Raw genomic sequence first — 13,072 nt, 5'->3', positions numbered from 1 at the left:
GCACCCGAAGGTGCTTTTCTTGTTTCAACTTTTAGTGCTTATACCAACCAAACATTTGGAAGATATATGGTGCATAAGTCACCAACACCAATGATGAGAATAATACAATAATTGGCAATAACCAACGCTCATAACGATAGTAGAAACTTGTATATTTCTCTTTCGCTTCCTTATCGGCAGCCGAGACTTCCTCATCCCCAACGGAGAGTCGCGTCAGCAAATGGTTCAATGCAACAGGTGGTGTTACATAACCAAATTCAAATGCAACCAATACGATCATCCAGAAGTGGATCGGATGAATACCATTCTCGTAGGCCACAGGTGCAACTGTCGCAGCAACCAGAATCACCGCACCAAACGGATCAGTCGTCATACCAATAATGGCAAGTAACAATGCAATGAAGGCTAGTGAAATATAGATATTGCCCAAGTGTGTTGGTAATAACTCAACCACTTCAGCACGTTCAATCAGACCACCGACACTCGCAGACAATGCCATAAGCAGAATCAATGCACCGATATGACCAACTGTTTCTGAGGTTGCAAAACGTATAGCCCCACCGAAACCAAAACTCTTACTGCCATGAGGATCATGGGTTTTTAAGAAATCTGATTTTTGCTCGTGTTCACGAACCAATGCTTCATGTTTAACATCGACCACAGCCGCTGGAGCAACTCTTGCTGCAAACAATTTGTCAAACAGAATCATTGCAATCAACACCAACGGTAAAATCATTGGTGCTGTAAACTCATTGATCGATGTATCTAAAGCAAATTTATAGAACATCACAACAGCGAAACCAATGATCACATATGGAATCACAGGTACACATGCACGCAACATTCCTGGAACAGCAACTTTCGGAGAGTTTACACGGAATTTCTCTTCAGCAAGAATCAATGAAACGCCAAGGAAAATAAATGCGGTTAACCAGAAGACATAAATACCATGGTCAAATAACTCAGTAGAAGTTACATGACGACTATCGAGCATCGAAATCAAAATTACAAGTAAGCATGGACGAATCACCACACCTAAAGAACCCGACATTGCCGATACAGCTAATGCATATTGACGGCGTGCACCAGAGTTCCAAACCTCTTTATAAATGATTGCACCTGCTGCAATAACGAAAATACCAGAAGCGCCTGTATATGCTGTTGGAATTGCCGCTGCAATTAAGATTAACCAAGTTAAAGTTTCAGGTGCTAGATTCCACGGACGCAGGATATTTAAGAATAAATCCATCACACGCGTTTGGGTCAGTAACATACCTGCCCAAATAAACAATGCAAGGTTTAAGAAAATACCAGAGAACTCAACAATAATTCCCAAGTAGATCCCTTGCCCCATTGGATAATCCATGAAGAAAGTAAAGATTATCCCCGTGATCAGTGACATCTGTGCATACAATGGTACGCTCAACACAGCCAAACCAAAATTACCTTTAGGTTGTGCTGTTTTAGGAATCAAGAATAATTGTACTAAGCTGATTAAGGTTAAAGAGACAAAAAGCGCTATCCATAACCATGAAATCGCTAATGTTTTTGAAGTCAATTCTACGCCAGAATTCAGCAACGAGTTATACTGACTAATTGTCGATAAACTCAGTAAGGCATTACCTACAACCATAAATGCTGAATAGACACGATAGTCCATCTTCGTTTTAGGTGCACGTAAACCAATGTGGTGATAACGTAAAGAAGCTGTGATAGAGGTGAACAACACCATGATCAGTAAAAGTACAGTCTGATTTTCAGAACCTAACTTAAAAATACCAAAGAAAGTGGTTTCAACTTGACGATAAGTACGAATACTTGGATGAGCATCCAAATGTTTCATGGCTTTATCGTAGAATTGATATTTTTCTTCACACTGTTGTTGTGCAGCTAATAAAGAAGCGCGTACATCTGATTCAGATGCTGTACCAAACATACTTGCAAACTCATCAGCAGCATTTGCTTTCATCTGCTCTTGAACTTGTGCTTCAATATTAGGATGTCGATCACAAGATGGTTTTTCAGGTTCAGCTCGTAAAAACGAATACTGCATTCCTATTTTTTCATCACCGTACAAACGCTCCCCCATACGGAGCATTTGACCGTGAATCATCTCGCCAGTACCAATAAGCAAAGTCATTAGCAACAAAGCAAGAATGATGAATGTTGATATCCAATCATTCCAGATATAACCCAGTCGGGCTAATCCAGACTTTTTCTCTTGATCATTTTGCATGTCTATTCCAGTTTATTGTTATCAACACCCATCCAAAGATGTTGAATCATGCGATGTCCATGGTTGATAGATAAGTGAATTTACCCTCTTCGTAACCAATCCCTTTTAACCGCCTAAATTTGCAGCAATCTTTCCTAAAAAAGAATGACTGCAATCACTTTTTTGTTGGTTTTTTTTATCAACTAATATGTTCTCTTTGCAAGCGCCTAAAAAATAAATAGCCCAATCCGCATAATAAGCCACCAATTGCACCAACTAAATGGGCTTCAGTTAATACTGGACTACCAATCAATTGAGCTGTATTTGTTTGACCAAAGGTATTTTCCCATATCAATTTTGCAATGATCAGAGATAGAACCAATACAGCAAATTTTTTTTCTTTAGGGTATTTCAAGTACACAAGACCGACAGCAACATACAATCCATGCAAAACACCAGAAAGCCCAGCATAAGTGTCAATATAAGATAAATAAAAATAAAAGGTGAGACTGATAAACAGAGGAAGAATTAAAAGTAGAGCACACAGATGCCAATTACGTACATGAGGGAAAATGAAAGGTAAACATGCGAATGCCAACATGTTCAGGAAGAAATGTACCCACCCCATATGAACCCAATGTGCTGTCCATAATCGCCAAAACTCTGTGAGTAAAGCAGGTTTCCAATAAATAAAATGATCAGGAAAGACTTGTAAACACGCTGACATTGAAACACATACAGCGATCAAAATGACTTTCCGCATCCTTATTTGATCATTCATTGAGTACACCTCATGAAAAAAAGACCTTTTACACATTTAAACACTAAGATGGTAAAAGGTCATTTCATTCAGATTATTCAGCAGATTTATTTTCTGCTGGTGCAGAAGCTCCACCGTCAAATAATTCATCTAATTCAGATGAACTTTCTTGCTTGTCATCCCAGAAAGAAGTGAAACCTTCATCGCCAGCACGAACGCCAGTATTCTCCGTCCAATAACGATCAGCAATACCTCGTACCATCAAACCAGCCATTTTATCAATCAATCTAAATTGAGGATTTGCTGGTTTATCTTCACCCGTTGCAGCAGCATAAGAGCGGAATGCATCACGAAGTTTTGCATCATCTCCACTTGCTTGAGCAGCTACGGCATATAATGCATGTGATAAACGAACACCTTTTTTCTCGCCAATTTGCATCGATTCTTTCATCGTTGCATACGGCTCAGGCTTACCATCCCCTGCACCTGGTAATAAAGTCCAGATGACAGCACGAGTCGCCATTGGCGCACCCCAGAATTTTTCATTGTCCAAGCAAGCCATACCACGCTCAACAATACCTGCAATATCTTTTGGTACGTTCACCGCACCACCAGAATTAATATCATTGGTCATTGCTTGTAAACCACTCACCATCCCTAATAGATAAACTGTTTGGTCTAAATCATTACGCATCGTTGGACATGAGTCGCCCAATTTATATTTATATTTTGCTTCCCAACGGTTAGCGAAAAGTTGATAACCTGCATATTGACGTTCAGCAGCGATACCCGCCCAACGCTTTTGTTCAACACGCGCATCTTGAGCTTCAGATACATGACCTGCTTTAGAAGCACGCAAATAGCGTAATTCTGCTTCCAATGCTTTATTTTCAGCACAGATACCTGCAGAGGTATATAGTAGTACTGCCATACGTGTCGGGTCTGCACCCATATCTTTGGTTGACATCACAGCAGGAGTTAAGGCATTCCCTGAGTTACACACCATTTCAGCATCATCCATTGCCAAAATCGGTGGAACAATATGATTTTCACTAAAACCTAATGCAATATTAGCCCCTGTTTTAATGACTTGTGAACACCCTGATAACATTGATGTTGTAAGTAACGCAACCGCCACACCCTGTCCCATTTTATGGAATTTAGACATTCTTCCTGTCCTCTAATTAATTTGTTTTTCCTTTTAGACGTACCTTATCAGATGCAATACTTGAATTAAAGAGTAATTGCTCTAAATTAACATGTGCATTTTGACACAATTCACAGATAAACGAATTGACAGAGAGTTGAAAATACAAAAATTTTAGGCAAAAAAAAGTAGCATTGCGACGGTTCAGCACATGCTACTTATTAACTGGTAAAACGTGAAACTCTTTATCTTTTAATTATGTTGAAAGTAATCCTTGAGTAATGTTCCTGCTCTTCCTACAACGATTGCCATAACAATCGCAATTACTAGAAACATCCACATTGAAATCTCCATAGAGACCTCCTACAACATTGCGTGTCTATTTTTGATAGACACTAGATTGGCGTTCGCCATCAGTATTCATGGGAGTATGATATATTGATGACACTTTCAATCTCTTTCTCTTGTTCACAACAACTTTTGATTGATGTGATTCAAGAAGTTCCCTGAGTAAAGTTCCTGCTCTTCCTATAACAATTGCAAAAATGATTGCAATCACCAGAAACGACCATGTTGGAATTTCCATTACTTTGGACCTCCACCACACTTTACGTTGGTGTTTGTACTTTAACGAAAATAAATGTAGCTTGACCGCCATATTGTCTGACAATCATGATTTTCACGAATTTTTAGAGTATTTAATCTAACAATTTAAACTCAATGAACCTTTAAAGCACATAAATAATTGAAATTTAATTATTTATTAATTATATACAATTGTAGAATTGTCAAACAATCACACTAGTTTTACCAGTAATTTTAAGTTTTTCCACTGTAGAAGTGGCAATTGATCCCACCAAATCGTGAGAGGTTGATACTGAGCATCAGAAAAATAGAGTGTGATATAGACTTGATGATCAATTATTTTGCTAATTTTTCTACGCTGAGTTTCTAAAGATGGATCAGAAAACCTGAATGACCAGTCTTGCTGATCTAAATATTCAAAATGCTTTATATAAGGCTGTTTTAAAAAGTAAGACCAAGTAAGCCCCATAATAAAAAGACTAAGCAGCCAAAATGCCAAAGACAGTAATTGGTAAGTTAAACTTAAAATGACTAGAAAAATAAAAAGTTGCAATACGAACGAAAATCGACTGTATTGCAACTCAAAAACACGATTAGCCATGGACGTAATGTTTTAGTTTTAAAATAAAAATTTTTATCTCAACACGAGGTGGCTCACCCACTTCCATAAACCAATCCAATAAGTCTGGATCTTCTTGATCAACCAACTCAGCAAATAACGCTTTTTCAGCAGCATTAGCGATGAGGTAATGGTTTTTAACATAAGGATCAAAATACACATCAATTTCTTTTAAACCGCGACGTGCGCGATAAATGACCTTACGTTCTTCTAGCGTTATTTCATCAGACATTATTTGTTCCACTATGCAACAATTTTCCCACATAGTGTACCCGATCCCCCATTAACTTCGCAGCGTTTTTTCTCAAGTGACCAAATACATCAATCAAATTGAGCATTGATCACATTGTTCACTATTTTCGATTTCTTGTATCGTGATGATGATCGTTTAAATCCAATGACTAGGGAAAAAATAACAAATGCAATCAGGTGCAATTCGTCCAATTCCAAATATGTTACCACGTAAACTATTTACTTCTGATCATGAAGCATTTCGCGAAACTGTGCGTAAATTCTATGAAAAAGAAGTTGTGCCAAATATTGAAAAATATGAGAAACAACAACATGTTGATCGTGATTTATGGAACAAAGCAGGTGAACTAGGCTTACTCTGTACCACAATGCCAGAACAATATGGTGGCTCTGGGGTTGACCGTTTGTACAGTATGATTCTCATTGAAGAACAAGCTTATGCAATGGACTCAAGTACAGGTTTCTCATTACATTCCGATATCGTTGCCAATTATGTCAATAACTTTGGTAATGAAGAACAGAAGCAACATTGGTTGCCAAAAATGGCAACAGGTGAAACCGTGACCGCAATTGCAATGACTGAACCGGGCACAGGTTCAGACCTTCAAGCCGTCCGCACCACAGCTGTACTTGATGGTGATGAATATGTGATTAATGGTTCAAAAATCTTTATTACCAATGGTTATTTATGTGACATGGCAATTGTCGTCTGTAAAACAGGCAACAATGAAAAAGGCTCAGCAAATTTATCATTAATCATCGTTGAAGCTGATCGTGCTGGTTTTAGTAAGGGTAAACCTTTAAATAAAATCGGAATGAAAGGACAAGATACTTGCGAATTGTTCTTTGACAATGTGCGCGTACCTAAGGAAAACCTACTTGGTATGGAAGGTATGGGCTTCATCATGTTGATGAAAGAATTAGCATGGGAACGTATGTTGGTTGCGATTATTTGCCAAGCAGGTGCAGAAGCAGCATTTGCGCATACTGTTCAATACACCAAAGATCGTAAAGCATTTGGTAAAGCAATTAGTACTTTCCAAAATACACGTTTTAAACTTGCTGAGTTACGTACAGAAATCGACTTTTGCCGCACTTATTTAGATCGTTGTATGGAACTACAATTAGAAGAAAGCTTAGGTGTCGACGCTGCTGCAGCTGCTAAATACAAAATCTCAGATATGTTCTCAAAAGTTGTAGATGATTGCTTACAATTACATGGTGGCTATGGCTACATGCTGGAATATCCGATTGCACGTGCCTATATCGACAACCGCGCCAATCGTATCTATGCAGGCACTAACGAGATCATGAAAGAATTGATTTCTCGTACGCTATAATATTCATCATCCATAAGAGGATAGCATTACTCTGCTATCCCCTTATTCTTTATTTTTGTTCAGTCTTTTCCATAGGCTGAGCTGGTACAGCAGCTGGATTCATTCGAGCCATCAATTGCTTGACAGTTGGATTATCAATATGTTGTTGCATTGTTGTATTTAAAGCCGTACGTGCATTTTGTGTGGTGAAATGAGCAACCTCATTACCAATTTCGCTGGCTTTCTTTGCCCATGCCTGACCTTCAATCGACTGATAAAAGGTTAAAGCAGACTGTAATTCTTTTTGACTAAATGTTTCAACATAACGCTGAATAATAAATTGCTTACGCTGTTCACTATTTAAATTTTTAGTTAAATCTGCATAAAAATTTTCAGGCATATCTTTCGGCAAACGCATCCGAATTTGCTCTAAAATCATTTTATCTGTGTTCTGTAAACCTTGTTCTGTCCCATCAACAGATACCAATTTCTGAGCAATCGCTTCTTTCTGTTTTACATCATCAGCAAAAACATGAGTACTGAATAATAATGTCCCCAAGATCAATAATTTCTTCATTAAGCTATCCCTGATTTTGAATTCTATATCGCGGTCAATATACGCGATATTTATAAGATTTAGATGACTATTGTAAATAAAAAACCCTATGCATGCATAGGGTTTAGAATCATTCCAACAAAGCTTATGATACTAATTTTGGCTTACGATTAGTTTGATCACCACGCTTCTGAAATTGTAAAACGTCATCATTAAACTTAGCATCTTTCAATTCTTTGCGATCGGCAAGATAGTTATTTGTGATCTTCCACGGTGCTTGTTTACCTTGTTTAGGCATCACATCAGCCGCACGTGCGATATAGCCAGAAGACATTTTACCCATGATCGTGTCATTTTCACGCTGTAAAGGATCAGCATGTGCAATCACTTCATCAAAACCATTTTTATCCATGTGATTGATCAGACGACAAATATAATCAGCCGCAATATCAACTTTTAATGTCCATGAAGCATTGATGTAACCAATGATCATCGCCATGTTAGGGACATCACTCACCATCACGCCTTGATACAGCATATGTTGAGATGTGTTCATTGGCTTACCATCAATTGAACCTTGCACTCCACCTAAGATCTGAATCTCCAAACCAGTTGCTGAGATCACAATATCCGCTTCTAAATGTTTTCCAGATTTTAATTGGATACCATTTGCAGTGAATTTTTCAATTTGATCTGTCTCAACACTTGCTTTGCCTTCACGTAAAGATTTGAATAAATCACCGTCTGGCACAACACATAAACGTTGATCCCATGGATTATAGCTTGGTGTAAAGTGTTTCATATCCACTTTACCTTTAAGCTGCAATTCAATGCCTTTCAACAATAAACGACGTACAGTTTTCGGATATTTTTGCGCTAATGCATAAATACCACGTTGCATACCAATATTACGTGCACGAGTAAATTTATACGCCGTTTCCTCAGACATAAATTTACGTGTTTTCTCATAAATAAAGTCAATTGAAGGAATCGTTGCAATATAAGTTGGTGAACGCTGTAACATCGTGACATGCCCTGCTCCACCTTTCACCATTGAAGGTACCAGCGTAATTGCCGTTGCACCACTACCAATGATGACAACCTTCTTACCAGTGTAATCTAAATTTTCTGGCCAATGCTGTGGATGAATAAACTGACCTTTGAAATCTTCTTGTTTCGGGAATTTAGGTGCATAACCCTGATCATAGTTATAGTAACCAGTACAACCCATTACAAAGTTTGCAGACCACGTTTGTTTTTTCTTGTTGTTATCTTCGATCTCCACTAACCATTTTTTCTTTGTAGAATCATAGTTTGCTGAAAGAACACGATGACCAAAGTGAATTTTATCTTTTAACTGATTTTCACTAATCACATCACTTAAATAACCCTTAATCTCAGCACCGCTAGCTAATACTTTGTCTTTTGCCCATGGCTTGAAGTTAAAACCAAACGTTGACATATCAGAGTCTGAACGAATACCAGGATAACGGAATAAATCCCAAGTTCCACCGAAACTTTCACGACGTTCTAAGATTTCGAATTTACGTTGTGGACAGTTCTTAGAGAGATGCACAGCTAACCCTATTCCAGAGATACCTGCACCAATAATTAATACATCAACTTGCTTTTCCATTTTTTTTATACCCTGTGTAAATCATGTCTTTATTAAAGCACAAATCTGACAATACACAATGTCAAGTTTAGTCATTCATCGGTTTTTTTATATCACTTCGGGACATTTTGTAGAAAATTGAGGAGGAAAAATCTTGAGATTTTTGCTTGGATTTCTTTTATTAGAGGTTCTTAGTTAAAAGAAAAGATAGCAGTGTTTAGCACTTTATCTGCTCGAGTTCATTAGAAAAATGATATTTAAAATATTTATAAAAATGAAACCATTCTAGAATGTTATTATGCTTGAATGGCTTAAAAGATATTAAAATGAAATCAACAATTTAAAATAGATTAATTAGCTTTATCTTCCCAAAATTTTGCAGTATCTAAATTTTGTTCTACACCTATTCCATATTGATACATAAACTCCATCTCTCTCATAGCCTCTTTACTTCCTCTAGCAGCAGATTTCTTAAGCAAATCTAATGCTTGCTCAATATTCTTTGTAACCCCCTCACCATTACGATATAACCTAGCTAAGCCAACCATAGAATCAATATGATCGAGTTCTGATCCCTTGGAAAACCAAATAAACGCTTTTTTATAATGATCTTCAGCATCTATAGGATCTGTATCTTCAACCAAACCTGCATACATTGCATACCCGTCACCTAGCCAATACATAGCATTTACATTACCATTTTCAGCAGACTTCATCGCCCAAGATTCGGCTTGAACTTCATCTTCCTCAATCCCATAACCATGTATATAAACGTCTGCTAATTCTAATTGTGTTGATGAATCACCATTCTTTGCTTTAATTAATAGCTCATTTGAGAAGGTTGGATTAGCTGATGTATGCATAGAGAAAATTATTCCTAAAATAATAGATATGAACCCGAAAATTTTCATTTTCTGCCTTTAAATTAAATTTGTTTTTCGTTCTTTGAGTTTTAATAATACTTTATAAATATGAACATCATGAGTCTATCTAACCAACTTATAACGATTTAGACAGAAATTAATAGCTTTTTGACACTGAAAAGCGGTCTTCTTTAAATATTCAACAATAAAAAAGACCGGCTATTACACCGGTCTTTTTTGGAACAACTGACTGTTCTACACGTAGAAGTATTATTTTACTTCACGGTCAACGAGTTCAACGTAAGCCATCGGTGCAGCATCACCTGCACGGAAGCCCGCTTTAAGAACACGAAGATAACCGCCGTTACGTTCTTTGTAACGAGGGCCAAGAACGGTAAATAATTTACCAACAGTTGCTGCTGAACGAGTACGAGCAAACGCTAAGCGACGGTTTGCAACAGTATCGTTTTTAGCCAAAGTGATTAAAGGCTCAGCAACGCGGCGAAGTTCTTTCGCTTTAGGCAAAGTTGTTTTAATTAACTCATGCTCAACTAAAGCATTTGTTAAGTTTTGGAACAACGCCTTACGGTGGCTGCTTGTACGGCCTAATTTCACACCACTATTACGATGACGCATGGTGATAGTCCTACTTAATTAACGGCTACGATAGGCAAAACGGTCATCCATACGGAGACTAGCTGGTGGCCAGTTCTCTAAACGCATGCCGAGTTGTAAACCTTTCGATGCCAAAACATCTTTGATCTCAGTTAACGATTTTTTACCTAAGTTAGGAGTTTTTAACAACTCAACTTCAGTACGTTGAACAAGATCACCAATGTAGTAAATATTTTCTGCCTTCAAACAGTTAGCAGAACGAACAGTAAGCTCGAGATCATCTACTGGACGAAGCAAGATTGGGTCAACTTCTTCGCGAGGCTCTTGAGCAACAGGAGTTTGGTCTTTCTGAAGATCAACAAAAATTGCAATTTGTTGTTGCAAAATTGTTGCCGCTTTGCGGATTGCTTCTTCAGGATCAACCGTTCCGTTAGTTTCAAGATCAATCACTAACTTATCAAGATCGGTACGCTGTTCTACACGAGCATTTTCAACTGTGTAAGACACGCGCTTGATTGGGCTATAAGAAGCATCTAACTGTAAACGACCTACAGGACGTGTTTCACCTTCAGGGAAACGTGAGTCAGATGTCTCATAACCACGACCTTGAGCTACTTTAAGGCGCATTTTTAATGAACCAGAAGAACTCAAAGTACCGATCAAATGATCTGGGTTAACCACTTCAACATTATGAGGTAAACGAAGGTCAGCTGCTGTTACATCACCTGCACCTTGTTTCTCTAATGTTAAATATGCTTCATTTTGATCGAACAGCTTAATAGACAATCCTTTTAGGTTCAGCAAGAGCTCGACGATGTCCTGCTGCAAGCCTTCTAAAGTACTGTACTCGTGCTCGACGCCTTCTATCTCAACTTCAACCACAGCAGCGCCAGGTAAAGAAGACAATAGAATGCGACGTAAAGCATTACCTAGAGTATGACCAAAGCCACGCTCTAAAGGTTCAAGAATCACTTTTGCCGAGGTCCCGCTCACCGCTTCGACCTTGATCGCTTGCGGAGTTAGAAACTCGTTTGCAGTACGCGTCATTTATTGCTACCTCAAGGATTATTTAGAATACAATTCTACAATCAAGCTTTCGTTGATTTCAGCAGGTAAATCAGAGCGATCTGGTGCAGCTTTAAACGTACCTTCCAACTTAGAATGATCAACTTCCATCCAAGCAGGAATACCACGTTGAGCAGCTAATTCAATAGCGTTTTTAATACGCAATTGTTGTTTAGCACCTTCATGCACTGCAATTACATCACCCGCTTTTACTTGAATAGACGCAATGTTTACACGACGACCATTTAAAGTAATAGAACGGTGAGATACTAATTGACGAGCTTCTGAACGTGTAGAACCAAAACCCATGCGATAAACTACGTTATCAAGACGGCTTTCAAGCAATTTCAACAAGTTTTCACCTGTTGCGCCTTTCACACGAGCTGCTTCTTTATAGTAGTTACTAAATTGACGCTCTAACACACCGTACATACGACGTACTTTTTGTTTTTCACGTAATTGTAGTGAATACTCAGATTGCTTACCACCACGAGCCTGACCATGTTGACCAGGTGCTTTATTGTGTTTTTTGGTTTTTACATCAAACGGTTTAACGCCTGATTTAAGTTGCAGGTCTGTCCCTTCGCGGCGAGAGAGTTTGCATTTTGGACCAATATAACGAGCCATGAATGTTTCTCCTTACACGCGACGTTTTTTAGGTGGACGGCAACCGTTGTGAGGAATTGGTGTCACATCGGTAATGCTGTTAATCTTATAACCCACTGCGCCTAATGCACGAACCGCAGACTCACGACCTGGACCAGGACCTTTTACAAGGACGTCTAGGTTTTTCAAACCGTAATCCAAAGCTGCTTTACCAGCAACTTCAGCAGCTACCTGAGCAGCGAACGGAGTTGATTTACGTGAACCACGGAAGCCTTGTCCACCTGAGGTAGCCCAAGCCAATGCATTACCTTGACGATCGGTAATCGTTACAATGGTGTTATTAAAAGACGCGTGAATGTGTGCAACACCTTCAGAGACGGTACGAGTGACCTTCTTGCGTGTGCGAGTATCTTTAGCCATCTTTTAGCTTCCAGAAATCTTACTTTTTAATCGGTTTGCGCGGACCTTTACGGGTACGTGCGTTAGTTTTGGTGCGTTGTCCGCGAACAGGCAAGCTGCGACGATGACGAAGACCGCGGTAGCAGCCTAAATCCATTAAACGTTTGATGTTCATGGAAATTTCGCGACGTAAATCACCTTCGGTCGGAACCTTAGCAACTTCTGCACGAATCGCATCAAGCTGAGCATCATCTAATTCACGAATTTTTGTAGTTTCAGTGATACCTACAGCAGCTAAGATATTCTTAGCAGTATGGCGACCGATACCAAAAATATACGTGAGAGAGATAACAGCATGCTTGTTATCCGGAATGTTTACACCGGCAATACGAGCCATTCAATTTTCTCCAAAAAGGCAGTCAAGATAATCAACCGCCCCACAAAAATCTTGAGGGG

15 protein-coding genes are annotated in these 13,072 nt (G+C 38.7%); 1 reads left to right on the top strand and 14 read right to left on the bottom strand.

Annotated features, from left to right (window positions below):
* Positions 1-31 precede the first annotated feature (31 nt).
* The 6 genes from MMP60_RS02180 to MMP60_RS02155 all read right to left on the bottom strand — a co-directional run bounded on the left by MMP60_RS02180 (position 32) and on the right by MMP60_RS02155 (position 5,558).
* Entirely contained in the window at positions 32-2,236 is a 2,205-nt protein-coding gene (locus MMP60_RS02180) for a TRAP transporter large permease subunit (RefSeq protein ID WP_241334755.1), read from the bottom strand.
* Positions 2,237-2,414: 178 nt separating this feature from the next.
* Positions 2,415-2,996 (bottom strand): rhombosortase, encoded by a 582-nt coding sequence (rrtA, locus tag MMP60_RS02175; protein WP_241334754.1) that lies wholly within the window; start codon positions 2,994-2,996, stop codon positions 2,415-2,417.
* A gap of 73 nt (positions 2,997-3,069) precedes the next feature.
* Positions 3,070-4,143: a hypothetical protein gene (locus MMP60_RS02170; protein ID WP_241334753.1), complete on the bottom strand. Its 1,074-nt coding sequence runs from the start codon at positions 4,141-4,143 to the stop codon at positions 3,070-3,072.
* 358 nt (positions 4,144-4,501) lie between these two features.
* On the bottom strand, positions 4,502-4,708 hold the full coding sequence (locus tag MMP60_RS02165) for a hypothetical protein (protein ID WP_241334752.1): 207 nt from the start codon (positions 4,706-4,708) through the stop codon (positions 4,502-4,504).
* Between the two features lie 210 nt (positions 4,709-4,918).
* Complete coding sequence (locus MMP60_RS02160; protein ID WP_241334751.1) at positions 4,919-5,308, bottom strand: hypothetical protein; 390 nt, start codon at positions 5,306-5,308, stop codon at positions 4,919-4,921.
* A complete protein-coding gene (locus tag MMP60_RS02155; protein ID WP_241334750.1) occupies positions 5,301-5,558 on the bottom strand; it encodes a succinate dehydrogenase assembly factor 2 in 258 nt (85 codons plus the stop codon). The genes MMP60_RS02160 and MMP60_RS02155 overlap by 8 nt, the downstream gene beginning before the upstream one ends.
* Positions 5,559-5,745: 187 nt before the next feature.
* Between MMP60_RS02155 and MMP60_RS02150 the strand changes: the two genes are divergently transcribed.
* Positions 5,746-6,918: an acyl-CoA dehydrogenase family protein gene (locus tag MMP60_RS02150; protein ID WP_004660381.1), complete on the top strand. Its 1,173-nt coding sequence runs from the start codon at positions 5,746-5,748 to the stop codon at positions 6,916-6,918.
* Positions 6,919-6,967: 49 nt separating this feature from the next.
* Here MMP60_RS02150 and MMP60_RS02145 read toward each other — a convergent pair whose 3' ends face one another.
* From MMP60_RS02145 to rpsM, 8 genes are all read right to left on the bottom strand, one after another.
* Positions 6,968-7,474 carry a DUF2059 domain-containing protein gene (locus tag MMP60_RS02145; protein ID WP_241334749.1) on the bottom strand — a complete coding sequence of 169 codons (507 nt, stop codon included), beginning with the start codon at positions 7,472-7,474 and terminating at the stop codon, positions 6,968-6,970.
* Between the two features lie 124 nt (positions 7,475-7,598).
* Positions 7,599-9,089, bottom strand: coding sequence for an NAD(P)/FAD-dependent oxidoreductase (locus MMP60_RS02140; protein ID WP_241334748.1), 1,491 nt, complete (start codon positions 9,087-9,089; stop codon positions 7,599-7,601).
* Between the two features lie 329 nt (positions 9,090-9,418).
* Positions 9,419-9,931 carry a sel1 repeat family protein gene (locus MMP60_RS02135; protein WP_241334747.1) on the bottom strand — a complete coding sequence of 171 codons (513 nt, stop codon included), beginning with the start codon at positions 9,929-9,931 and terminating at the stop codon, positions 9,419-9,421.
* A gap of 270 nt (positions 9,932-10,201) precedes the next feature.
* Positions 10,202-10,567 carry a 50S ribosomal protein L17 gene (rplQ, locus tag MMP60_RS02130; RefSeq protein WP_004641032.1) on the bottom strand — a complete coding sequence of 122 codons (366 nt, stop codon included), beginning with the start codon at positions 10,565-10,567 and terminating at the stop codon, positions 10,202-10,204.
* A gap of 18 nt (positions 10,568-10,585) precedes the next feature.
* A complete protein-coding gene (rpoA, locus tag MMP60_RS02125) occupies positions 10,586-11,593 on the bottom strand; it encodes a DNA-directed RNA polymerase subunit alpha (protein ID WP_004660372.1) in 1,008 nt (335 codons plus the stop codon).
* Positions 11,594-11,611: 18 nt separating this feature from the next.
* On the bottom strand, positions 11,612-12,238 hold the full coding sequence (gene rpsD / locus MMP60_RS02120; protein WP_004641035.1) for a 30S ribosomal protein S4: 627 nt from the start codon (positions 12,236-12,238) through the stop codon (positions 11,612-11,614).
* 12 nt (positions 12,239-12,250) lie between these two features.
* Positions 12,251-12,637, bottom strand: coding sequence for a 30S ribosomal protein S11 (gene rpsK / locus MMP60_RS02115; protein ID WP_001040166.1), 387 nt, complete (start codon positions 12,635-12,637; stop codon positions 12,251-12,253).
* Between the two features lie 19 nt (positions 12,638-12,656).
* Positions 12,657-13,013, bottom strand: a complete 357-nt coding sequence (gene rpsM / locus MMP60_RS02110) for a 30S ribosomal protein S13 (RefSeq protein WP_000090815.1) — start codon at positions 13,011-13,013, stop codon at positions 12,657-12,659.
* Between the last annotated feature and the right edge of the window lie 59 nt (positions 13,014-13,072).

Source organism: Acinetobacter sp. ANC 4805, assembly GCF_022549495.1.
Classification (GTDB): domain Bacteria; phylum Pseudomonadota; class Gammaproteobacteria; order Pseudomonadales; family Moraxellaceae; genus Acinetobacter.
Note: the sequence above shows the minus strand (reverse complement) of the source record. Positions and strands in the feature narration are given on the sequence as shown.